This is a genomic window from Acidobacteriaceae bacterium (genome assembly GCA_035944135.1).
In the GTDB taxonomy this organism is placed as follows: Bacteria; Acidobacteriota; Terriglobia; order Terriglobales; family Acidobacteriaceae; genus Granulicella.
Window position 1 is genome coordinate 1,225,903 of record DASZBM010000002.1, and the last position, 24,495, is coordinate 1,250,397.

Annotated in this window: 14 protein-coding genes and 1 tRNA gene; 9 read left to right on the plus strand and 6 right to left on the minus strand. The window is 58.9% G+C overall.

Features of this window, described 5'->3' with window-relative positions:
* Positions 1-7: 7 nt before the first annotated feature.
* The 7 genes from VGU25_07760 to VGU25_07790 all read left to right on the plus strand — a co-directional run bounded on the left by VGU25_07760 (position 8) and on the right by VGU25_07790 (position 15,481).
* Entirely contained in the window at positions 8-2,221 is a 2,214-nt protein-coding gene (locus tag VGU25_07760; GenBank protein ID HEV2577092.1) for a glycoside hydrolase, read from the plus strand.
* Between the two features lie 101 nt (positions 2,222-2,322).
* Positions 2,323-5,985, plus strand: a complete 3,663-nt coding sequence (locus VGU25_07765) for a carboxypeptidase-like regulatory domain-containing protein (protein HEV2577093.1) — start codon at positions 2,323-2,325, stop codon at positions 5,983-5,985.
* A gap of 79 nt (positions 5,986-6,064) precedes the next feature.
* Positions 6,065-7,261: a tetratricopeptide repeat protein gene (locus VGU25_07770; GenBank protein ID HEV2577094.1), complete on the plus strand. Its 1,197-nt coding sequence runs from the start codon at positions 6,065-6,067 to the stop codon at positions 7,259-7,261.
* Between the two features lie 294 nt (positions 7,262-7,555).
* Positions 7,556-10,903 (plus strand): DUF5107 domain-containing protein, encoded by a 3,348-nt coding sequence (locus VGU25_07775; protein HEV2577095.1) that lies wholly within the window; start codon positions 7,556-7,558, stop codon positions 10,901-10,903.
* A complete protein-coding gene (locus VGU25_07780; protein HEV2577096.1) occupies positions 10,900-12,330 on the plus strand; it encodes a sugar porter family MFS transporter in 1,431 nt (476 codons plus the stop codon). The genes VGU25_07775 and VGU25_07780 overlap by 4 nt, the downstream gene beginning before the upstream one ends.
* A 74-nt stretch (positions 12,331-12,404) precedes the next feature.
* Positions 12,405-14,360 carry a family 16 glycoside hydrolase gene (locus VGU25_07785; protein ID HEV2577097.1) on the plus strand — a complete coding sequence of 652 codons (1,956 nt, stop codon included), beginning with the start codon at positions 12,405-12,407 and terminating at the stop codon, positions 14,358-14,360.
* Between the two features lie 35 nt (positions 14,361-14,395).
* Positions 14,396-15,481, plus strand: coding sequence for a LacI family DNA-binding transcriptional regulator (locus VGU25_07790; protein HEV2577098.1), 1,086 nt, complete (start codon positions 14,396-14,398; stop codon positions 15,479-15,481).
* Positions 15,482-15,891: 410 nt separating this feature from the next.
* Here VGU25_07790 and VGU25_07795 read toward each other — a convergent pair whose 3' ends face one another.
* On the minus strand, positions 15,892-16,629 hold the full coding sequence (locus VGU25_07795) for a hypothetical protein (GenBank protein ID HEV2577099.1): 738 nt from the start codon (positions 16,627-16,629) through the stop codon (positions 15,892-15,894).
* 730 nt (positions 16,630-17,359) lie between these two features.
* On the opposite strand from VGU25_07795, the gene VGU25_07800 reads away from it, so the two are divergent.
* Entirely contained in the window at positions 17,360-18,172 is an 813-nt protein-coding gene (locus VGU25_07800) for a winged helix-turn-helix domain-containing protein (protein HEV2577100.1), read from the plus strand.
* A gap of 440 nt (positions 18,173-18,612) precedes the next feature.
* Here VGU25_07800 and VGU25_07805 read toward each other — a convergent pair.
* From VGU25_07805 to VGU25_07815, 3 genes are all read right to left on the minus strand, one after another.
* Positions 18,613-18,686 (minus strand) — tRNA-Gln (locus VGU25_07805).
* Positions 18,687-18,792: 106 nt separating this feature from the next.
* Positions 18,793-21,393 (minus strand): FtsX-like permease family protein, encoded by a 2,601-nt coding sequence (locus VGU25_07810; GenBank protein ID HEV2577101.1) that lies wholly within the window; start codon positions 21,391-21,393, stop codon positions 18,793-18,795.
* 2 nt (positions 21,394-21,395) lie between these two features.
* Entirely contained in the window at positions 21,396-22,097 is a 702-nt protein-coding gene (locus VGU25_07815; GenBank protein HEV2577102.1) for an ABC transporter ATP-binding protein, read from the minus strand.
* Between the two features lie 139 nt (positions 22,098-22,236).
* Between VGU25_07815 and VGU25_07820 the strand changes: the two genes are divergently transcribed.
* Positions 22,237-22,941 (plus strand): arylesterase, encoded by a 705-nt coding sequence (locus VGU25_07820; GenBank protein HEV2577103.1) that lies wholly within the window; start codon positions 22,237-22,239, stop codon positions 22,939-22,941.
* Between the two features lie 4 nt (positions 22,942-22,945).
* Here VGU25_07820 and truB read toward each other — a convergent pair whose 3' ends face one another.
* Together truB and folE are read right to left on the minus strand one after the other, a co-directional pair.
* Positions 22,946-23,818: a tRNA pseudouridine(55) synthase TruB gene (truB, locus tag VGU25_07825; protein ID HEV2577104.1), complete on the minus strand. Its 873-nt coding sequence runs from the start codon at positions 23,816-23,818 to the stop codon at positions 22,946-22,948.
* Between the two features lie 10 nt (positions 23,819-23,828).
* A complete protein-coding gene (gene folE / locus VGU25_07830) occupies positions 23,829-24,386 on the minus strand; it encodes a GTP cyclohydrolase I FolE (GenBank protein HEV2577105.1) in 558 nt (185 codons plus the stop codon).
* Between the last annotated feature and the right edge of the window lie 109 nt (positions 24,387-24,495).

Below are 24,495 nucleotides of genomic sequence, written 5' to 3' on the forward strand. Positions count from 1 at the left end.
CTTCTGCATGCCTCCATTGTTAGCTCAGACCGTGAACGTTGACGTATCCATGTCGAACCAAACGCTTGAAGGCTGGGGCACTTCCCTGGCCTGGTTCGCCAACGGTGTCGGCGGCTGGACGAACACTACCAACCAGACGGGCCTCATGGACGCGCTTTTCAATCCCACCTCGGGTTTGGGCCTCACTTACCTCCGCTACAACATCGGCGGAGGCGACAATCCGAACTGCGGCCAATCGGGGTACTACGCCTGCATTAGCTCCCCGCAGAATGCGGTTCCGGGCTACCAGCCGGCGCCAGGAACCTACAACTGGAACGCGGACGCGAACCAGCGGTGGGTAGCGCAGACAGCCCAATCAATGGGAGCCAATCTCTTCGAAGCTATCTCCTACTCCCCACCCTACTGGATGACCAACAGCGGCACCAGCCAGGGCGGTGCTAGCGGCGCCGAGAATCTGGCCAGCGGATATTACGGCTCCGGCTCAGGCACCTTCGCCGATTACCTGACGACGGTGGCGCAGCACTACGCCGAAAATTGGAGCATCACGTTTCATCATCTGGAGCCATTGAACGAGTCCGGGCAGAACTGGTGGGTCGCCGGCGACGCGAAGCAAGAGGGTTGCGCGTTCAGCCTGGCCGATCAACAGACCACGATCCAGAATGTGCAAGCATCGCTGACGGCAAAGGGGCTGACCACGCAGGTCTCCGCTATGGACGAGTACCAGGAGGGCGTGCTCAATTCCACCGCCGCCACGACTGCCTACGAGTTCCACAACTACAACTCGACTACGGTTGGCGATTTTACGGCGCTCAATACTCACGGCTACTCATCAACTCTGGGCAGCGTGGCGGTGGCGACATCGGCTCAACACGCGGGCAAGCGCGTGACGGTGTCGGAGTGGGGAAGCAACGACAGCACCGGACAAGACCTGTCCAATCAAATTCTCGCGGACATCTATTTGACACGTCCTGTGGCATGGTCGATTTGGCAGCCGGATTGGCCGGAACTGATGTCGATCAACTATACCGGCCAATCCTACACATTGAACGAAGGGTATTACGTCTACGAAAATTACACCAAGTTCATCCGGCCGGGATTCCAATTCATCGCCATCTCCGATCCGCAGTCGCTGGCCGCATACAACGCGCGCACTCAGACGCTGGTAATAGTCACGCAGAACTGGACGTCGAGCAGCCGCAGCGTTACCTATCAGCTCAACAACTTCACTTCATTGGGCTCGGCGGCCGCAGTCTATCAAACTTCATCAAGCGAGCAATTCGCCTCGCTCGGAAACGTCAGTGTGGTAAGCGGCACCTTCAGCGACTCGGTGCCTTCCCAATCCGTGACGACTTTCATTATCTCGAACGCGGTATATCAGCCTGCGGCGACGACGGTGAACGACAACACCACGGGGACCGGATTGAACCAGTTCAACTACGTTGGCAGCTGGAGTTACTATGCCGGCCAAACTGGCGCCTACGATAACGACAATCACTGGAGCAGCACCACAAACAATTACTACACGTTCGAGTTCAGCGGCCAGCAGGCGCGTGTGTATGCGTCTCTGGCGCCGAACAGCGGCATCGCGGCAATCTCGGTGGATAACGGCGCGGAGACCTACTTCGATACCTACGCTGCGACTCGCGTGGACAACGTGTTTCTGTTTGCTACACCGACGCTCGGCAATGGCACACACACTTTGAAAGTTCGCGTGAGCGGCCTTAAGAACTCCGCTTCCGGCGGGTACAACGTGTCCGCAGATCGCATAGACGTGGTCGGCTCCGGTTCCGAAGTCGGCCAGGACATCTACAAAATCGTCAACGTCAAGAGCGGGCTCGATCTGGAAGTAAACTCGGCCAGCTTGGCGGACGGCGGCACAGTTGACACTTACAAGGATGTTTCCGGCGCCAACAACGAGCACTGGAACCTGATGGCGGTTGGAGATGGATCCTACCGAATCGTAAACGTAAACAGCGGGCTCGACCTCGAAGTGCATGGCGCCAGCAAATCAAATGGTGGGACAGTTGATCAGTGGCAGGACAGCGGTTCCAGCGTGACCAATGAGCATTGGACGCTGGTTCCGGTTTCCGGAGGATACCGGATCGTCAATCTCAACAGCGGGCTCGACCTGGAAGTGAATGGAACGTCAGGGGTAGTTGACCAATGGCAGGACATCGCGGGCGCGTCGAATGAGCACTGGACACTGACCCTTACAAATTAAAGCAGCAAGCAAAAGCCCCAGCTCACCGGATCTTGGTGGGAGGGCCCAATCAAAAAAACGTGTACGTTACCTACACTGCATTACTGAAAAGGAGTTTGAAAATGAGGCCACACGCAAATTCGATCGCCGCAAGTTGGTTGTTCTTTCTTGCGCTCGCGCTGCTCTGCATCGGCTTGCCCACGGCTGCGCGTGCCCAGGTTGACGCCGGCGCGGTGCGCGGCACCGTTAGCGACGCTAGCAAAGCTGTCATTCCCGGAGCGAAAGTTACTCTCGTCAATGTTGGCACCGGTCTGACGACCTCAGTGGTCACCGCTAAGGACGGTGCCTACACCTTCAGCCCCGTAAAAGTCGGGTCATATAAGGTCACAGCGGAGTTTTCCGGCTTTCGCACTGACGTCCTGCACGTTACTGTCAACGTCCAGGACCAGGTTCGCGCTGATTTCACTCTCGTTCCCGGAGAGGTGACGCAGCAGGTGCAAGTGACATCAGTAGCGCCTCAACTGCAAACACAGGATGCGTCGGTGGGCGCAACAGCCACGCACGAGCAGATCGAAAATCTCCCCCTCAACGGGCGCAACTACACCTTCCTTGCCCAGTTGAACGCGGGAGTCACCAGCCTCAACCCGACCCGCGGTCTTGATCAGACCGGAAGCTTTGTGGCCAACGGCCTTACGTCGGTTCACAACAACTACATCCTTGACGGTATCGACAACAATAACGACACAGTCGACTTCCTTAACGGGGCAGCGTACGTGAATTTGCCGCCTCCTGATGCAATTCAGGAGTTCAAGCTGCAGACCAGCAACTTCAGTGCAGAGTTCGGCAGGGCCGGCGGCGCTGTCGTCAACGCCTCCGTCAAGTCCGGTACGAACCAGTTCCACGGCTCGCTTTGGGAGTTCTTGCGCAACAACGACTTGGACGCGCATCCGTTGAGCGAATACTTCAACTCCGCCAGCAATCGGCCCGTGGTCCCTTACAAATGGAACCAGTTTGGCGGGTCGGCCGGCCTCCCCATTCTGAAGAACAAACTCTTTATCTTTGGCGACTATGAAGGCATGAGGATCCGCCAGGGAGACCAGACCTCAGCGACTGTGCCGACCCCAGCTGAAGTAACGAGCAAATACACCAACTTCAGCGACCTCTTTCAGTCGACTTCGGCAACCGCGACCGATGCTCTGGGCCGCATCATGAACGTTGAAACTATTCTTGATCCGGCAACGACGCGCCAGGTTACGCAGGGGCAGGTGGATCCGGTTTCGGGGCTGGTTGCCGCGCAAACCGGCTACGTGCGTGACCCTTTTTATACCGGGGGTAGCATCGCGGGAATTACGAACTTTACAACGTTGAGTTCTCAGTTGAACCAAATGCCCGCGAACCGTCTCGACCCGAACGCTATTAAGCTGCTGCAGCTTTATCCGGCGGCCAATCAAACCACCGGCGCCAATGAATTCACCAGCAACTACGCGGTTAACCAGCCCGAGCCCGATAACCGCCAGCACTTCGACGTGCGCGTGGATTACAACCTCGGCAGCAGAGACCAGATGTTCGTGCGCGAGAGCTACGGCCGCAGAATCGCGAACATTCCATCTTCGATCAATGGTCTCGGAGCCAACCCAGGCTTCGGTTCAGGTGTCTTTCAGGATTTGTCGAACAACCTTGCAGCGAGTGAGACGCACGAATTTTCAGCAACGCTGATAAATGAGGCCCGCTTCGGCTACAGCCATCTGTATACCTCGGCGGAGCCTCCAGTTGCGAGTCAAAGCGGAATTCCGACGCAGTTCGGCATTCAGGGAATTCCTCAAGGTCCTGGAAATGGCGGTCTCCCGAACATCAACGTCGGCGGTTTGACCTCTTTGGGCCCAGGCGGCTACGCGAGCCCGAACGACCGAACCAGCAATACCATTCAGTTCACAGAAAACCTGACGAAAATATGGAGCGGGCACAGTCTGAAAGTGGGCATGGAATACCAGCGACTGAGCTTCCCCTGGGTATGCCCACCGTATTCGCGCGGTTACTTCGCGTTTTCCGGTTATTCCGGCATCCCTAATGTGACCAACGGCGTCGGGGCGGCGGACTTGATGCTGACACCTATCCCATCAACCGTCACGAATAGCTCCACGGGCGTTAAGGGCGTGGACTATGTTGGGGGACCAAACAATACTCAGGTCTCTACGATCGATGCACCGAATGATCTTCGCAGCTATTACGGAGCGTATGTTCAGGATGATTGGAAAGCTACGCGGAAACTCACCGTCAATCTCGGCCTTCGTTGGGAGGCGTTTTTGGCCATTTCAGAAGCGAGCGGTTCGCAGGCCGGCCTGATTCCGTCGGCGGATCAGACGACCGCCACGTACAACATCCTCTCGCAACAGAAGAGCGTTCAGCTGTCCAACTCCTTCCTCTCGCTGCTGGCCAAAGACAATATCCCCCTGAAATATGTTGGAGGATCGAGCATCCTGGCAGGCCAAAAGGCAAACTTTGCGCCGCGAATCGGTATGGCTTATCAGTTCACGCCGAAGCTCGTCGCCCGGGCAAGTTACGGCGTGTTTTACGGAGGATTTGAAAACATCGGCGGCTCCCCTGACCCGGCCGAGAACTACCCCTTCTACGTTTATCTCAGCATATCGAGGCCAGACGCCTCACACCCCATGATCTATGGAGACGGAAACAGGGCAACGCTCGAAGACGGTCTGAACGATGCTGAACCCGATCCCAACAATCCAGCTTTCAATGCCGAATACCTCGGCCCGATTGCATATCAGCAGAATCCGAAGACTCCTTATACCCAGGAATGGAATGCGTCGGTGCAGTATCAACTCAGAGCCAACGAGGCGGTGACTGTTGCCTACGTCGGCAATAACAGCCAGCACATGCTCAATGGCGCGTATACCAACCAGCCAACAGAGATCCTGCCGCCGGGAACCAATCCACAGAATTACATTCAGTTCCCGGATCTTTCGCGCAGCCTCAATTACATGGTTAACAACGGCTCCTCTTACTATCACAACTTCGAAGTAACCTACGAGCGCAGGTACAGCAATGGAGTGCAATTCCTGGCGAACTATACGCGCTCAGTCTGCAAGACCGACAATCGCAACATCCTGAACATAGGCGAGGGAGCGGCTGCCCGCGCCTATGAGTTGCCCGGCTGGGGTCCGGAAAAGGACTACACCTATTGCGGAGACGATGTTCCTAACATCTTCCACGCCAGCGGCATCTATGCCCTTCCGTTCGGAAAGGGCCAGCATTTCGCTTCAAATGCATCCACGCCGGTAGATGCCGTGATCGGAGGCTGGAGCGTGCAGGGAATTTATACCCTTCAGGATGGATTCCCATTCTCGATCGGTTGCCCGGTGAGCACCACCGCCGACTACGGATGCTATGCCAACCTGGTTGCGGGACAGAACATCTACAGCCACACAAGCAATTCTTTAGGAACGCAGTTCCTGAATCCGGCAGCTTTCGCCAATCCGCCTGTGGCCACGAGTATCGGCCAGTCCGATACATCGCCACTCGGCGGCACCGGGATGCAGGCGCACGGCCCGGATTATGACGACATTGACCTGTCGTTATTCAAACAATTCCAGACCACAGAGCGTACGCATCTGGAATTCCGTGCGGAGGCTTTCAACGCTCTCAATCACCCGAACTTCGCGGCAGGTTTCCGCTCGCTTGACTTCAGAAATACACAATACTTTGGAGTCATCGATGCAATCCGCGGAAATTCTCGCGAACTGCAGTTGGCATTGAAGTTCCACTGGTAGAGTTTACGGAGCATAGGGCTTATGCCCTATGCTCCGTAAATAGCAAGGGTTTTAGAGTGTCTCCGACCAGGATAAGGCTGTGACGGCCAGTCTGCCGCGACCGATTACTGATCTATTCTTCAAGTGCATGGCAAGGTTAAGTCGTAATCTAGTCCCGGCGCTTCTGGTTATGCTTCTGTCCGCAGCCCTACCGACGGATCGACTGACATATGCGCAAGCACCGCCAGCCAAACGTAGCCTGTGTCAAAATCCCGCCACCGGGTTAACCGGACACTTCGGCGTGCAGCAAAGCATGGCCTTCGCGGAGCAGTACCTCAATCTCGGCCGTACGAGTGAAGCGATTCCCTGCCTAGAGAATGCCTACTCGGCCGATCGCGAGGATCCGAAGATAGCCTATGAGCTTTCCGTCGCATACCTTGCAACGCGAAACAGCGGAGCAGCCCGTGAGGTTGTCGAAGACCAGCTAAAAATTCAGGAGAGCGCGACATTTCATAGTCTGCTAGGGACGATCGACGCGCAGCAAGGTCAATTTCGGGAAGCAACGGCACAATTTCAGCAGGCCACACGGGAGGACCCGAGCGAACGAAACACATTTGATTTTGGGACCTCCTTGCTCCGGTTTCAGGGGAACTCCGCAGAACAAATATTTCGTTACGGCATCTCGCGTTTTCCTGATTCGGTTCGCATGCATATGGGCCTCGGATATTCGCTATGGATTCAAGGCCACACCATCGAAGCAGTGCAGGAAATGTGCGCAGCGGAGCAAATGGATCCTGACGATCCGCGCCCGATGGAGATGCTGGGCGATATCGAGCAAATCCCATCTTCCGTGGCAGAGCGCGTCACAGCGCAGCTGGCTGGGCTGGTCAAACAGCATCCGGACAACGGACAACTGCTTTTCTATTATGCGATGGCGCTGTCCGGCGTATGGTCCGGGCAGGATTCGTCTCATCTGAATGCTGTCCTCCCCATGATCGAGCACGCTCTCGCTCTCAACCCGAAGCTTGTGAAAGCGTATTTTTATCTCGCAGAGAACGAAGAACAAAAGGGCGAAAAGCAGAAAGCATTGCAAAACTATCAGCGAGCTGCAGAGCTAAACCCTAACGACGAACGCATTGCTTACCGTTTGGCTTTTGCCTACAAACAGGCGGGTGACGATGCGATGTTTCGGAAGCAGTTGCAGAAATTCAGGGCGCTCCATGAAAAGGCCGCCGACAACGCAAGTGCGGCTGCGGTTGAAGAACTAAACGCCGGGAATTCAGCAAAGGAGCCATAACACCAATTGCACTACCAGGACACGCTTCGCGCGCTTCGTCTGAAACCCATGCCGGACCTCGACCTCGAATGAATGCCCACAACGATGCGAGTTTCCAGCCGGAGACTGTGCGGTCCTAGAGTTTCTCCCCCGCGCGAATATAATCGGGCCGCCATTCTGACGATCTCAAATGGCCAACCAGGCAACGTTTGTTGACAATCGTTTATGCTACCGTGTACGTTACCGACACCTGCCGTTTCCCGCATTCATGTTCAGTTCGGGCTCGGCATTTGTGCGGCGGCAGACTAACGTTGAGTGCGGGGTGCGAATCCGGTGAATGTTGCGAACAAGTGCGAAGCCGTGAGCTGCTACGAACGGGAGATCATACTTCCGACGTATCCTGTGCAGGATGCCGATCCTAACCCCATGTTCCTCGAGAAACGTGTCTACCAGGGAAGCAGCGGCAAGGTCTACCCGAACCCGTTCACTGATCGCGTCGCCCTGACGAGAGAGGATAGATCCTATCGCGCGATATTCCTCGAAAACGAGTTCGTTCGGCTAATGATCCTACCGGAGATCGGCGGGAGAATTCACGCGGCCACCGACAAGACGAATCAGTACGATTTCTTTTATCGCCAGCAGGTGATCAAGCCCGCGTTAGTCGGCCTGCTCGGGCCGTGGATCTCAGGGGGGGTAGAGTTCAATTGGCCGCAGCATCACCGTCCCTCCACCTACATGCCCGTCCATGCCGCGATTGAACACAATGATGAAGGCGGCTGTACGGTGTGGCTCAGCGAGCATGACCCCATGTTGCGCATGAAGGGGATGGTTGGCATCCATCTTGCGCCTGGTAAGTCGATCATTGAGGCACGTGTGAGGCTCTTCAATCGCACGCCGCTGCCGCAAACTTTTCTATGGTGGGCCAATGTCGCGGTGCGGGTGCACGATCAGTACCAGAGCTTTTTCCCGCCCGACGTGAGCTTCGTCGCGGATCACGCCAAACGTGCCATCTCTTCGTTCCCGATCGCGCGGAACTTCTACTACGGAGTTGATTACCGCCCGGGCACCGACATTTCGTGGTACAAGAACATCCCCGTACCCACTTCATACATGGTGACGGAGTCGAAGTACGATTTCTTCGGCGGTTACGATCACGCGCAACGTGCCGGTGTGGTGCACACCTCAAACCACCGTATAGCGCCTGGCAAAAAACAGTGGACGTGGGGCAACGCCGAGTTTGGCTACGCCTGGGATCGCAACCTGACAGATGAAGATGGTCCTTACGTAGAGTTAATGGCCGGCGCTTACACCGACAACCAGCCCGACTTCTCCTGGCTTCAACCGTACGAGACCAAGACCTTCAGCCAGTACTGGTATCCGATCCAGGAGATCGGACCGGCAAAAAATGCCAATACCGAGGCCGCGCTGAATCTCGAATTTCGCGACGGCCGAATCTTGGCGGGCGTCTGCGTAACCTCCTTACGCACTATTCGAGTGCTGCTTGCACGCGATGGAGTTGCCCTCTTTGACGAAACCGTCGAAGCCGCTCCGGGCAGACCTTTCACCAGGACTATTGAATTCGCCACAGAGGATCCGACCCACTTCCGCCTTGCCATTCTTGCGGAAGACGGCTGCGAACTGCTTGCCTGGCAACCGGAGTCATTGCCAGAACGTGAGCTTCCAGCGCCCGCTACCGAACCTCCATTGCCAGCGGAAATCGACAGCACGGAGGAACTCTACCTTACCGGCCTGCATCTGGAGCAGTACCGGCACGCGACGCGCTCGCCCGAGGCGTATTGGAGCGAGGGCCTGCGCCGCGATCCCGATGACGCGCGCCTGAACAATGCCATGGGCCTCGCGCTGTTGCGCAACGGCCTCTTCACCGAAGCCGAGCAGCACTTCGCGCGGGCGGTTCGCCGCCTGACCTTCCGCAACCCCAATCCTTACGACGGGGAGCCGTTTTATAACCTCGGCCTGGCGTGTCTCTATCAGGGCAAGGACGCAGATGCCTACACCGCTTTTCATAAGGCCGTATGGAATTACGCATGGCAGAGCGCGGGCTACTTCTGGCTTGCCAGCCTCAGCCTCAAGCGCGGTGAGCTTGCTCTCGCTCTTGAGCAGATAGAGCGGAGCCTCTCGACAAACACGCCAAACCTAAGCGCGCGAGCATTGAAGGCAAGCGTATTGCGCCGCATAGGGCGCGCGCAGGCGACTCGAGAGATCATAGACAAAACTCTGGCTCTCGATCCTCTCTTCTTCCGCATGGTCGCCGAGCGTTTTCTGCTCAGCCGCGATCCTGCGGATCTGGAAGCATTCTTTCAATCACTTGAAGGCGATGTGCAGACGCTGCTCGACGTGGTTTACGAACTCGCTTGGGCGGGTCTGCACGAAGATGCGTTCACGCTACTCAAGGCCGCCGCCGATACGGTTCACTTCAAACATCCGATGATCGGCTACACGCTCGCGTGGCTCGTTTCACAGCTAGGCCGCGCGACAGAGGCAAAGCCATTCATCGACTGGGCCGAAGCCGCATCGCCGCTCTACTGCTTCCCTGCGCGTCTCGAAGAGATGCTCGTGCTGGAGGATACCATCGTGCGGCGCCCTGAATCCGCTCGCGCACACTGCTACCTCGGCAACCTCTACTACGACAAACGCCGCTACCAAGGCGCAATTCATTGCTGGCGCCGGTCCGTAGAGCTCGATGCCTCCTACTCCGTTCCATGGCGCAATCTCGGCCTCGCCGAGTTCAACGTCCTCCACGATCCCGTTGCAGCGGACCGCATGTATGAACGCGCCTTTGCCGCCAATCCGCGCGATGCGCGCCTTTTGTATGAATGGGACCAACTGAAGAAACGGGACGGCCTCGCCTCGCCGGATGATCGTCTTCGCATACTGGAGCAGCACAACGAGCTCGTCAATCATCGCGACGATCTCACGGTCGAACTCATTACGCTGCTTAATCAGACCGGACGTTTCGCGGAAGCGCTCCGCCGCCTCGAGTCGCGACGTTTCAGCCCTTGGGAGGGCGGTGAAGGCCTCGTCTCAGCGCAGTTCGTCTTCGCGCACAAGGCTCTCGGCCATGCCGCTCTCGTCACAGATGACGCCGCTAAAGCGCTGAAGCACTTCGAGGCTGCCCGCGACTATCCGGAAAATCTCGGCGAGGGCAAGCACCTGCTCACCTTGGAGCGCGATCTGGATATTCTCTGCGGTCTCGCTGCCGAACAACTGGGCGATGGCGCCGACGCGCAGAGGTATTGGCGAGCGGCCGCAGCGCCGCTGCCTTCCGTTGGGTATCATTCGTTTTTCCAGGCGTTCGCAGTCCAAAGGCTCGGCAACCCGCAGGAGGCCCGCGAGATCCTCTGTGGTCTCGCCCACTTCGCGGGTACACAAATGAACATCGAGCCCAGGATCGACTACTTCGCCACTTCCCTGCCCAATTTCCTGCTCTTCGACGACGACCTTGCAAAGCGCAATCGCATCGAGTGCACCTTCCTGAAAGGGCTTGCGCATTACGGCCTGGGAGAAATCGACTCAGCGACACGTGAGATCGAGAACGTTCTTTCCGAGGATCCCAATTACCTTGCGGCGCTAGAGATTATTAGCTGGATCAAGACCGGAACGAGGGTCGCGCCTGCAATGGCAGAAGCTGAATCCATCCGATGACTGTGCCCGTTCACGCCTCGGCTGCTGCCGCGCCGCAGGGCAATGCCTCAGTACGCACCGTGTATCTTTGGCTCGCCGCCGCTTCAGGCGCATTAGGCGGTCTGCTCTTTGGCTACGACTGGGTAGTTATCGGCGGAGCCAAGCCCTTTTACGAAATCTACTTTCATCTCACTTCGCCCGAGTTGCAGGGCTGGGCCATGAGCTGCGCACTCATCGGCTGTCTTGCCGGCGCCGTGGCTGCAGGTCGGCTCAGCGATCGCTTTGGAAGAAAGCGTCTGCTGAAACTATCGGCGCTCGTGTTCGCGTTGTCGTCGCTGGGAACTGCACTGGTGACGCATTTCGCTGTCTTCGTCACTTGGCGCATTCTGGGCGGGTTTGCGATCGGGCTCGCCTCGGGCGTCTCGCCTATGTATATCGCAGAGATTTCTCCGGCCCACCTGCGCGGCCGTCTCGTCTCTCTCAACCAGATGGCGATCGTCATCGGCATCCTGCTGGCACAGGTCGTCAATTGGCTCCTCGCTCGTCCCGTGCCCTCCGGCGCCACCGCCGCACAAATATTGGTTTCGTGGAATGGCCAATTTGGCTGGCGCTGGATGTTCGGTGTCACCGCGATTCCTTCGCTGCTGTTCCTCGCGGCCACCTTTTTCCTTCCAGAGAGCCCTCGCTGGCTGGCCACCAAAGGGTGCGATCAGCAGGCGCTACGCGTTCTCGAACATCTAGGCGGCGAACCATACGCTCGCCAGGTCATGGACGAATTTCGCATGACGAGCGGCGAGCAGAATACTATATCTCTGCTCCGCGAGCTCGCCCGTCCCGGCGTCCCCCGTGCGCTTTTGCTGGGCTTGGTGCTCGCCGTACTGCAGCAGTGGTGCGGCATCAACGTCATCTTCAATTACGCACAGGAAATCTTTGCCGCCGCCGGGTACCAGATCTCAGGCATCCTCTTCAATATCGTTATCACCGGCGCCGTCAACGTTGTCTTCACAGTGATCGCGCTTGGCACTATTGACCGCTTCGGTCGGCGCGTCTTGCTGCTCACCGGCGTCACCGGCTTGACCATCATCTATACCGTCCTCGGCCTGCTCTATCGTCTGCACTTCCACGGAATCCCCATGCTGGTCCTCGTGCTTGCTGCCATCGCCTGCTATGCCATGTCGCTTGCGCCGGTCACGTGGGTCGTCATCTCCGAAATCTTTCCCAACCGCATTCGTGCGAGCGCCGTTTCCGTGGTTGTCACCGCACTGTGGATCGCCTGCTTCATCCTCACCTACACCTTTCCGTTATTGAATGCCATCAGCACCGCGGGCGTCTTCTTCCTGTACGCCGCAATCTGTCTTGCGGGACTCTTGTATCTATCCTCGCGCCTACCGGAGACACGCAACCGCACCCTTGAAGAGATTGAAGCGACCCTTCGAGGTGCCGAGTAACAAGGGAGACCATGCACCCACGATCTATCTCTTCCAAGCGGCGCCGCAATTCCTCTGCGAGAAATACTCTTGCGTTGGTTCTCGCAATGTTCGGCGTCGGTGCCTTTGGCCATGCACAGCAGACGACGATCCTTCTGAACGGCAACAGTACCGGCCGCATCTTCGATGGTCTCGGCGCGGTCAGCGCCGGAGCGTCTTCGCGATTGCTCTACGACTATCCCGAACCGCAACGGGGCCAGATCCTTGATTACTTGTTCAAGCCCGGATATGGAGCGGCGCTGCAACGCCTCAAGATTGAGGTCGGCGCCGACGTGAACTCCACCGATGGCTCTGAGCCCAGCTTCATGCGCGCGCCGCAAGACCACGACTCCTCTCGCGGTTACGAATGGTGGTTGATGGCCGAGGCGCATAAACGCAACCCCAACATCATTCTGGAAATTCTCCCATGGGGCGCACCCCGCTGGATCGATCCTCGGCCAAGTGCAGAGTCCACGCTTTACACGGCCAGGATGGCCACGTACATGGTGGATTTCATCAAAACCGCGAAGCGCAACTACGGCCTCGAGATCCGCTATGTGGGCCTGTGGAACGAAAAGGTCTACGACCTTGGTTATCTCAGGGACTTACATCGCCAACTTGTCGATAATCATCTCGCGACGAGGATCGTGTGCTGCGATGAGTACGCCGGAGAAGGCGCGGGCCAGTGGGCCATCGCGGGCGCCATGCTCAAGGATCCGTCGATTGCCCAGGAAGTCTCTGCGATCGGCGTTCACTACCCCAAAGTAAACGGCAAAATCTCTACCACCGATGCTGCGCGCCGCACTGGCAAGCCGCTCTGGTCCAGTGAGGACCAGCCCAACGGCGGCAGCGGTCCCTTTGTCAGCCGCGACTGGGCCATCGGCGGCCGCATCCTCGCTCATCTTTATAACGAGAACTACCTCGAAGGCTCGCTCACCGCCACTGAGATTTGGAGCCCTGTTACTTCTTACTATGACATCCTCGCAGCGCCCAATTCTGGCCTTATGTATGCCAACACCCCGTGGTCCGGGCACTATGATGTTCAGGGCACCATCTGGGCGACCGCGCACACCACGCAGTTCGCTCAGCCGGGCTGGCAGTATCTCGACTCCGCCTCCGGGTCTTTGCCCGGCGGAGGGACCTACGTTTCTCTCCGTTCGCCCAATAGAAAAGACTGGAGCGTCATTTTAGAAACGATCTCTGCACAGAACCCGCAGATCGTTTCCTTCCACATTGACGGCGGCCTCGCCGCATCAACTATCGACATTTGGGAGACGAACGGCACGCGAACTTTCGAACACGTGGCCCGGGTGACGCCCGCCGATCATGCCTTCACGTTCACGTTCGAGCCCGGGTCAGTCTATTCGCTCACGACGACCAGGGGCCAAGCCAAAGGCTCCGCGCAGCCGCCACCGGCCGCTCCGTTCCCGCTGCCTTACGAAGACGACTTCGAAAATACTCCGTTTGCTCGGGCACCAAAGTATCTCTCCGATCAGGACGGCGCCTTCGAGGTCCACGCCTGCTCAGGCCGCGCTGGTCGCTGCCTCGAACAGGTCATCGTTACGCCTCCGATTCCCTGGGGACCTCTGCCAGATCCTTTTACAGTCGCCGGCAACGCCAGTTGGACGGACTACACCGTCTCCACCGATGTACGCTTTCTCTCCGCATCTTCGGCTGCGGTGATGGGCAGGATCGACTCCGCCGACGTTTTCCGGGACGGGCGCGCGCGGTGGCCCAGCGGCTATGTGCTTCGCATCGAGCCCAACGGCGCGTGGGAGTTGCTATCGGCCGAGTACAAGAAACCTGTCGTCACGCTGGCTTCCGGTACCGCAATTTTGGATCGCGCAAGATGGCATCGTCTGAGCCTGCACTTTCAGGGCAAACACATCACAGCCATGCTCGACGGCACCCAGCTCACTGCGGTGGCCGATGCGTCGCACACGCATGGTATGTTTGCGCTCGGCACGGAATGGGGCCGCCTTCAGTTTGATAATCTCGGAGTCACACCATAATGGCTTACTAAACTCATTGGAAGAAACGTGTGCCCATGAAGAAGGAAGAGAACCAGACTGCCGCGGGCATCAAGGAGATTGCCAAACTTCTGGGAATCTCAATCGGGACAGTCGACCGCGCGTTGCACGCACGGCCGGGAATCAGCCCGAAGACTCGCGCCAAAGTACTCAAGAAGGCCGAAGAGCTCAATTACAGACCCAACGTCGCAGCCCGAAGCCTGAAGCTGAATCGCCGTCTTCGCATCGCTGTTCATCTTCCACATCAGATCACCTCCTTTTTTGATCCGCTCCGCGATGGCATTCGGTCAGCTGCGGCCGCGAGCGCCGGCGTCGCCGTGGATTTGGACTTTCGCACCTATCCCTATATCGGCAAGGGCGACGTCGAATCGTTGGAAGCCGACATTGGCGGCGGCTTTGACGGCATAATTCTGACTCCAGGGGATCCGGCGAAATTCGATCCGCTGATCAGGCGCATTACTGCGCAGGGCATCCCGGTCGTCTGCGTGGCCAGCGATGCTCCCCGGAGCGGCCGCCTGGCATCAGTGACGGTGGACGCAGGAATCAGCGGGGCAATTGCTGCCGAGCTGTTTTCGCGAACGCTGAAGAAGCCGGGAACGGTTGCGACCATCACAGGCGATCTGAACACGCTCGATCACGCTGAGAAGCTGAAGGGATTTGCGGCTGCACTGGCGACCATGGCACCTCATCTTTCGCTCCGCCCTGCGATCGAGAGTCACGATCGTCCGAAAGACGCTGCTCGCGCGACGGTCGCGCTTATAAATCACAAGCCCCGTCCTGCGGGAATCTACATCAGCACCGCGAATAGCCTGCCGGTCCTTAGCGCGCTGGAAGAGCGGAATGTACTCGATCAGATTCACGTGATCGCCACCGACCTCTTTCCAGAGCTGCTTAGTTTTTTGGAACATGGGAAGATCCTGGCTACGCTCTACCAACGGCCTTTCACTCAAGGCAAAGTCGCCTTCGAAGCGCTGATCCGCTACTTGCGAGATGGGGTCGCGCCCGACCCGGCGACGCGCTTAGCACCGCATATCATTTTACGTAGCAATCTGCCTCTGTTTGCTGATCGCCTTGCGCAGGAAGGGACTGAGAACGATAGCTGAGCTAGCTTGAGCGGTCTTCGTGGACAGAGAAATACGGTGGTCGCACTAACGGCTTGGCCTATGTCGAGTGCAATAGTGTAGAGACCATCAGCGCGCGGAATCACTTCCCGAACTTCACGCGTGATGACGATTTCGGCCCGAAATTTTGTCGCCTGCCTGAAGGCGCGTTGGCTCAGGTCATCTCCTGATATTCCGTTGGGAATCCCAGATAATTTTCGATTCGAAACGAGGTGCCGGCTTGGCCGCCTGGTGCTTTCCTACAGGTGATTTCAAGGGCTTCAACCCGGCGGCTCAGTACCGGAGAAGGTGGTGGATGTCGGAGGAATCGTAATCACGTTGTCGAGCGCGTTTATGTAGACGGTGTCCATGGGGCTTCTCTCAGATAAAGAATGGTGGAATGTTTTCCTTGCCTATCTAATGACCTTGACTGAATTCCCGTAGTCTGAAGAGCCTGGCACGCCGCCAACCAGGGTGTTCGCAAAGACCTCAACCGGCTTCTCACTCCCAGGTCCGCCGCCGAGACCGAAGATCTCGATGGTGACATGGTTGTCCTGGCTCAAAGGAGCCAGCGCTGCCGACAGCGACCGGGCGCCGATGGCAGCCAAATCCGATCGCGCATCATCCGCCATTCGGCAACCAAACGACCGAACAGTCGCAGTGTTATTGCTCCCACCGCCGCCTCCAGTTGATGCGTTTTCCGAGGCGATGACCAGCAAGCCGCCCTGATCAAGCGTCGACGGCGTAGTGTTATCAAGGGACTCGTCTCCGAACGCCTCGAAGTTGACGGTGTTACCATCCGCCCGCGTGTTACTTGTGCTGATTCCGGCGAAGATAATTGTGCCGGTTTGATTGTCGTAAGAGCGGTTTCCGAAGGAAACGACGTTGATCGTCGAGTTCTCCGCCCTGGAATCCTCGAAGTTGCGGCCCGTGAGATTGCCCCACATCACGTTGCCGGACATCCGGATATTCACCGTGCCGCCTTCGGCTCCCACGAAGCTTCCAACACGTACGCCCTCACCCGTTCCTAGGATGTTGTCAAAGAAGTAGGAATCGTTAATGTCGGCGTCGATGGTCAGGCCCGAGTTTTGCGGACCGTAGTTGATAACCTCCAGGCCGCGCAATCCGCCGCTGGAGGCGACATGCGCCACTTCGATGTGTGGGTATCGGGATCAAGCGCATGCAGCCCCGCGTCGATATTTCCCTGTGCGTTCACCGCATCCCGAACGCTGAGCCATTCGAGAGTGTTGCGACCCCGCCCCTTTCGGACCGCGGCGTTGGGGCCGTTGGTCTGCGGGAACGAACTCGCCGGAAGGCCGGACGCATCGATCACCACCGCGTCTCTCGCCTTCCACGCCCACAATAGACATGTTCGGCTGCAGCTCGATCCTTCCTCCGTTCGGTCGCGCCGCGTTGGAGGTGTCTGTCGCGGAAAGGACGTAGGTTCCGGGCGCGAGGACGAGCGTCGCCCCGGCGTTTGCCGGATCATTGACCGCACCGTACAGCGCGTCAACGTTCGAGATCGGAATCACCCCAACGACCGCGGCAACGGGAAGCGCCACTACGGCCGAAAGCAAAAGAGCGCACCATCCAGAACTCAGCCTTTCATGTTCATCTCCTTCACGTTCAATCTCCCGGGCGTGAAGAGACCTGACGTGGAGTAGTGAACGACTGAGCTGAAAGACTTGCAATGCACAGCGCGTCCCCAAAAAGTCCATCATTTCCCCCCTTGTCTTTTCCGCAGTTTGAGAGCCATCCTTATCCGTATCGAATCGTTTTGGGGCCCGATGCAGCACGCAGGGGCTGGATATAGCAAGCAGCACGGATACGCTCAGGGCCCGGTTTGTCGATATTGAGCTTGACCTCACCTCGGGCGAGCTGATGCGAAACGGACGTACTGTTCGCCTTCCGGCGCAACCGCTCCTCGTCCTTCGTATCCTGCTGGACCGCGCCGGCGAGGTCGTTACACGCGAGGTGTTGCAAGGGCAGCTCTGGTCGGATGTAGCGTTCGGTGATTTCGACAATGGCCTGAATAAAGCAGTTGGGAAACTGCGCGACGCCCTCCAGCTCCTCGAGGGCGACTCCAACCTCATTCAGACAATTCCGCGCAGAGGATACCGTGTAAATGCGGAGGTCGATTGGATTGGTCCGCCGATCCGCCCGATAAGCGTTGCGGAGGCGCGGCCTGTCGAGCAACCGTCTTCGTCTGCGGGACCCGACAAAGCCGGCTTCTGGCTCGGCATGGGTCTGGCGCCCGCACTCCTTCTTGGTGCCGGAATCGCCGCGTCGCATCTCTCCAGCGGTTTATACCGCTCCAGTCCCGCACCAGCGATTCGCTCACTCGCGGTCTTGCCCCTGATCAATCTTTCCCGCAACCCGGATGAGGAGTATCTCGCTGATGGTATTACCGAGGAACTCAGCACGGACCTGTCCCACGCGAAGTCTCTGCGAGTGATCTCCCGCGCCTCGACCAGCGGGTTCCAGGGATCGCGCCTGTCCATCCCTGAAATTGCCGAACAACTCCACGTGGACGCTGTGATTGAGGGGACGTGCTGCGTTCCAACAACACCATTCGCACCACCATCCGGCTCATTACCTCCCAGCCCGAGCGGCAGATATGGGCGTCCTCCTACGAGCGGGGCCGACCCGCGCTTCGATGCCATCGTGAAAAAGACGGGCCTTTACGACAACTAAGGGTGCGCCTATCCGGTCACGCACGGCGATGGGTCTCAGCGGCTCGGCGCGATCAAATGGGCTCGGAGCCAAAGAGCTCAAGTGCTCGCGGCCACAATCAAAACCGCGCGAGCTCCTTTCTAAGACATTTAGCGGCTGACAATTGATCAGGTCCGACTTCTAGAGACCCGCGCCACGGGCCCGCGCATTCCGTCGCCGATCGTCCGGTACTCCCCTGTACTATGCCGAGTTCCTGTGCAGCGAGCGCCGTCTCCTCGACAGAATCCGCTCCATTACTTGCGGCCGTATGCGTGTGCAGGTCGCCGCGAATGTCCTGCTGCGTGATGAGTTGCGGCAACTCTCGTCTGCGCATTGACTTACCTCATCAAAGCCTGCGCGGAGTTCAGGACGAATGAACAGCATGCCAAAAAGGTTCCGGGACGTTCGCGGCAGTGATGTATTGGTTGCCCCCCAGGGATTCGAACCCCGATTGATCGGTTCAGAGCCGACTGTCCTACCATTGAACGAGAGGGCAATTCAGATTGAATATGGCAGCTGCAGGCTCGGGCGGGAGCCACAATCAGCCGCCTGTTTGAGTGTATTTGCCGCAGGCGAATGGGTCAACTCGCGCGGGCGATCCCCTACTCCTCGCGCAACACCTCCAGAGGCTTCTGCCCGAGCACACGGTGACTTGCGAGCCAGCCTGCAGCTACAGTCAGCGCAGCCGTGACGCACAGCGCACCCGTGTTCCACCCAGGATTCAGGTGGTAGTCGAAATGAAAGACACTGCGTAGCAGCACGCGAGCGAGGCCATTCGCGAAGATCAGGCCGACAATCCCTGCGATCAAGCCGAGCACGGCGAACTCGATGGAGAAGATGCTGGCAATGCGCGGGCGCGTCGCACCGAGTGTCTTCAGCACCACAACTTCGCGGATGCGGCGATAGCGTGTGCCGGCGATAGCGCTCGCGAGGATCACGATCCCGGCAAAAGTACTGAACGCAGCCAGGAACTGGATGACGTAGCTGATCTGCAGCAGCACCTGGCGCACAGTCTCCACCGTGGCCGCTACATCGATCACCGTGATCGTCGGGTAGTGCTGGTAGAGGACGCGGCGAAGCTGGCCCGTGGCTGACGGATCGCAATGCAGACCACCGTACCAGGTGACCGGGAGTCCTCGCAGCGCGGCCTCCGGAAGGATGAACTCCGCGCGAGAGAATGCGTGCTGGCTGTCGGCTTCGTACAGCGCGGCAACGGTTGCAGTAATCGGCTGATCCTGCGGCACAAAGGTGACGCGATCGCCGGCGCGAACATTGAGTCGTGCGGCCTCATGCCGCTCGATGGCAACCACTGGATGCTCCCCGTCGGCCGCCTGCTGCGCGCTCCACCACTTGCCGGAAACGACCTTGTCGCCGGCCGGTGGCGCATCGGCTGCCGGGGGCCAGGTGAGTTGCACGGACATAACGCCTCGGCGCGGCATGTGCAGGAGATGAAGCTGCTGAAACGGCGTGCCGTTGACCGCGGAAATTCGAGCGGAGATGACGGGTGCGATCTCCGGCTTTCCCTTCACGGCTGGTTGTGCGGCAAGCAGCGACCGCACGCCTTCTACCTCGTTGGTCGCAATATCAATCAGAAACAGGTTCGGCAACTTCGCAGCGGTGGTCGCCTGCATCTCGCCGACGATGGATCGCTGCACCATCGACACCGCCGCAATCTGCATCACGCCAAGCCCGAGCGCCGCCAGCAATGCCGCAGACGGATTCCCGGGTCGATAAAGGTTCGCGAGCCCATGGCGCAACACCGATGGAAGCTGACGGCGCGTCGTGTTGAGAAATAACTTCAGCAGCAGCAGCGTCAGAGCCGCAGCGCCGAGCAGCACGAGCAGCGCGAGAAGCAATCCAAAAGCGAACCACCCACCAACCTGGCGCGAGTCCGCGACCGTTGCCGCCAGCGCTGCGAGTCCGACGAGGATCAACGCTGTAGCAGCAAGCTGCAGGCCGGAACCTCGCACATGCTTCGCTGCGCGCGTAAAGAGTGGAGACTCTTCATTCTCAACTGCGCGACGCAGGATGAGGATCGGACGCACGTTGCGGATGTCGAGCAGCGGAGGCAGCGTGAAGAGCAGCGTCGTCAGCAGACCCGCGCCGAGACCGAGCAGCGCCGCGTGGCCATCCAGCCGGAAGCCTGGTGTGAGGTGAAGCAGCTTCGCGAGAAAGAGCGGCAGCGTCAGCTGCACTCCAAATCCGAGAATCAGTCCGAGCACAGACCCGCCAAGACCAAGCAGCAGAGTTTGGAGCAGATAGATCCGAATGATCTGCGACGATCCCGCACCGAGCGACTTCATGATCGCGATCGAATCGAGCCGCTGCTGGAGATGCGCTCGCATGGCCATCGCAACCCCCACCGCGCCGAGCACGAGCGCCACCAGCGACATCAGCGAGAGCAACCCGGTCGCCCCATCGAGCGCGCGCGTGATCGACGGATTCGCTTCCCTGTAATCGCTGAGCTGCGCCTCAGGCAAAATCGCCTCCAACTGGCTGCGCAGCTCCGCCACATGTGCATCCGAGGCCGGCTGACCAGAAGCCGTGGGCTGCAGCTTGAACAGCAGACGGCGCGTTGCACGCGTGCCAGGCGCAAGCAATCCTGTGCCTGCCAGTGCGTGGTGCGAGATAAGAATGCGCGGTCCGGCCGCAAAGGAACCTGTAAGCCGGTCCGGCTCGTCCATCACGACCGCAGCGATACGGAACGTACTATTGCCCAGTTTGATCGAGTCGCCAGATTTCAGATGCAGGCGCAGTAAGAGATCGTCTCCGACCGCGACAGTCGAATCCGTAAGCGCATCGCGCAACGGCATCGCCGGCTGCAGGACAACGTCGCCGTAGAACGGATACTTCGACGGATCGACCGCCTTCACCGCGACCAGCAGTGGATCGAGTGACGTGGTTGACGATGCCATCGATAGCATCTCGATGACCGGCGTCGCATCCAATCCCGGCAGCTTGTCGAGCGCCGTCTGCTGGGCCGGTGTGGGTGGTTCCATCATGCGCGCGGCGATGTCTGCCGCCATGATGCTGCGGGCGCGCAGCAGCAGCATGGAGCGAAACGACGCCGAAAATCCTCGCACACCCGTAAGTGCAGCGACTCCCACCGCAACTGAAAGCAGGACGAACGCGAACTTGCCGGGAGAGCTGCGAAGCTCGCGCGTGGCGATGCGCGCGGCCGTCGAGTAGGAGAGCGATGGCATTGTTAGGCCTCGCTCGCCATGGCTGAGCGCTCTTCCGCCATAATCTCGCCATCGCGCAGAATGATGCGCCGCGACGCGTGTGCAGCAAGGGCAGCATCGTGCGTAACGAGAACCAGTGTCGTGCCCTCGGCTCGATTCAGTTGCAGCAGCAAATCCAGCACGTGCTGTCCATTCGTTGAATCCAGATTGCCGGTCGGCTCGTCCGCCAGCACTATCGGAGGGCGCAGCATAAACGCGCGCGCCAGCGCGACCCTCTGCTGCTCACCGCCCGAGAGCTGAACAGGATAATGATCCAGCCGCTCGCTGAGTCCCACGGAGTTCAGCAGTTGCCGCGCGCGATCCAGCCCCTCGCGCCTCCCACCCGAATCAGCATTCAGCTCATACGGCAGCAACACGTTTTCGAGCGCGGTTAGCGTCGGTATGAGTTGATAGCTCTGAAAGACGAAGCCGATGGTCCTGCCACGAAGCTGCGCCAGCTCGTTTTCCGGCAGATAACTTATCGCCGTCCCCTGCCATCGCACATTGCCGGAGGTGGGATTATCCAGTCCCGCGAGCAGCCCCAGCAGTGTTGATTTCCCGGAACCCGAGGCTCCCATGATCGCAACAAACTCACCGCGTGCGACCGTAAAATCCAGACCGCGCAGAATGTCGACCGTCGTCGAACCCGTGCGCAGGCTTTTGCGTAAGGCTTCAACAACGATAATGGGAGTGGAACCGTTAGCGGAATGTGTTGAATCAGCTGACAGAAGCAAGGCAGGGCCTCTCAGTAAAATTAAAGCCGTGAATAGACGATACGGGTTGCAATTCGATTCGGTTCTCATCTTAGCCGGGCTGGCTGCGTTAATGGGTTGCAGCACCGCGCGTGGCAACGCCAGGCCGACCGCCGACTCGCCGTCCGCGTCCGCCTCATCGCCGGCCAGCGTAGCTCGAGTACAACCCGCGGATCCGCCACCGCCCGCTGCCGCCGCGGCCACAGATGCAGACATCGCGAGCGACTCTCGTCCTGTGATCGCCTGCTTTGGCGACAGTCTCACTGCCGGACTCGGAATCGAATCGACCGCGAGTTACCCCGCTGATCTCCAGCGCCTGCTCGACACAGCGGGATACCACTATCGCGTTGTCAACGAAGGAATCAGTGGGGACACAACAAAGGACGGACTGGAGCGCATCCCCCGCATTCTCGCAGACAAGCCGCAGATCGTCGTGCTGGAGTTCGGCGGCAACGACGGTCTCCGCGGGCTGCCTGTCTCTCTCGCGCAGCAGAACATCGCGGCGATGATTCGACGGCTGCAGCGCTCTGGAGCAAAGGTCGCGCTCGCCGGAATCTCGCTCCCACCGCAGTACGGTACCGATTACATCGCACGGTTCGACTCGATGTATCCCGCGCTCTCGGAACAGTTCCACGTTCCCTTGCTGCCCTTTATCCTGCAGAACGTCTACGGCGTCGACGGCGACATTCAGCAGGACGGTGTGCACCCGACCGCGCAAGGCGCAAAACAGGTTGCAACCAACGTAGAAAAGCTGATTCAGCCGATGCTGAAAAAGTAGCGCCTCATCCAAGCACAACCACTGGCTGCACCAGCGTTCCTGCGATGCGCCGTGCGATGCACAGCAGATCGCGCGGTCCGCTGAAGACCTTTATCAGCGGAGCCGACGACAGCTCCTGCACGTTCACCTGCATACCATTCCGAATGCGTCCGGCCGTAAGCTCGTCTACGATCACTGACGGCAACTCCGGCAACATGGCACGCGGATGCGGGAGCCGAGCCTCTGTGTCCGCCGGCGTAAGCGCCTTCAACTCTTCAACAGTGATTGCTTGCGCCAGCGTGAACGCGCCGGCCTGCGTGCGCCGCAGCGATGCCAGATGCGCGCCGCAGCCTGCAAGCTGCCCCAGTTCATGCGCGACGGAGCGGACATATCCTCCGGCGGAAACATGCATCGTGAAGCTCGCAACATCGCCATCGAGCGACTCCAGAGTGAACCCGTGAATCGTGATCCGCGCCGCTTTCACCGGCACCTCTTTGCCCGCACGAGCGAGCTTATGCGCAGGCACTCCGCCGATCTTCTTCGCCGAGTACACCGGTGGCACCTGGTCAATCGTGCCGTGAAATCGCGCCGCGAGTGAACGTAGTTCATCGAGTGTGTGGGTTAGCGGCGCAGGCGAAGACTGCGGCTCACCCTCCGCATCGAACGTGTCTGTCGCAAAGCCGAACCGAATCGTGCCGGTGTAGTACTTGTCGGATTCTGAAAAGAACTGTGCAAGGCGCGTGTACTTGCCGAGCAGGAGCGGCAGCACACCAGTCGCCATGGGATCCAGCGTTCCGAGATGACCGACACTGCGCTCGCCCGTGGCGCGCCGCACAATCGAGACCACATCGTGCGATGTCATGCCCGCAGGCTTGTCGAGGATAAGGAGCCCGTTCATACAACCACCTTCAACGGCTGTACGGCCTTGCGTCGATCAGCGAGAGAAATTCAACTCGCGTCTGCTGTTGCGTCTTGAACACGCCAAGCATGGAACTCGTCACCGTCTGCGAGCCCTGTTTCTCCACACCGCGCATCATCATGCAAAGATGCTGGCCCTCGAGCACCACGCCGACTCCCTGCGGGTGAACCGCGTCCTCGATCGCCTCCGCGATCTGCTGCGTCAGACGCTCCTGCACCTGCAACCTCCGCGCAAAGAGATCAACAATCCGCGCGACCTTGCTGAGCCCCACAACCTTCTTGTCCGGCAGATACGCAACGTGCGCTTTGCCATAGAACGGCAGCAGATGGTGCTCGCATAGCGAGTAGAACTCAATGTCCTTCACGATCACCATCTCATCGTAGTCGACATCAAACAGCGCATCGTGCAGCACGTCGTCGACACTCTGACGGTAGCCGCGCGTGAGAAATGCCATCGCCTTTTCCATGCGCTCCGGCGTGCGCAATAGTCCGTCTCGCGCGGGATCTTCGCCGATGCGGCGCAGAAGCTCCGAGTAAATCTGCGGCATCGTTGCCTGCCCAAGCTCAACATGCGCGGCTTCAGCGGCACGCTGCGCAGGCGTCTCTCCATCGCGGTCCGGTCCTGGTTTTTCTACGGGTAGCTTTGTCGTCATCAGC

Coding starts and splice junctions, on each gene's coding strand:
- VGU25_07765 (HEV2577093.1), top strand. CDS start 2,323: ATGAGGCCACACGCAAATTCGATCGCCGCAAGTTGGTTGTTCTTTCTT.
- VGU25_07810 (HEV2577101.1), bottom strand. CDS start 21,393: ATGCCATCGCTCTCCTACTCGACGGCCGCGCGCATCGCCACGCGCGAG.
- VGU25_07820 (HEV2577103.1), top strand. CDS start 22,237: ATGGGTTGCAGCACCGCGCGTGGCAACGCCAGGCCGACCGCCGACTCG.
- VGU25_07780 (HEV2577096.1), top strand. CDS start 10,900: ATGACTGTGCCCGTTCACGCCTCGGCTGCTGCCGCGCCGCAGGGCAAT.
- VGU25_07790 (HEV2577098.1), top strand. CDS start 14,396: ATGAAGAAGGAAGAGAACCAGACTGCCGCGGGCATCAAGGAGATTGCC.
- VGU25_07800 (HEV2577100.1), top strand. CDS start 17,360: ATGCGAAACGGACGTACTGTTCGCCTTCCGGCGCAACCGCTCCTCGTC.
- folE (HEV2577105.1), bottom strand. CDS start 24,386: ATGCCGCAGATTTACTCGGAGCTTCTGCGCCGCATCGGCGAAGATCCC.
- truB (HEV2577104.1), bottom strand. CDS start 23,818: ATGAACGGGCTCCTTATCCTCGACAAGCCTGCGGGCATGACATCGCAC.
- VGU25_07760 (HEV2577092.1), top strand. CDS start 8: ATGCCTCCATTGTTAGCTCAGACCGTGAACGTTGACGTATCCATGTCG.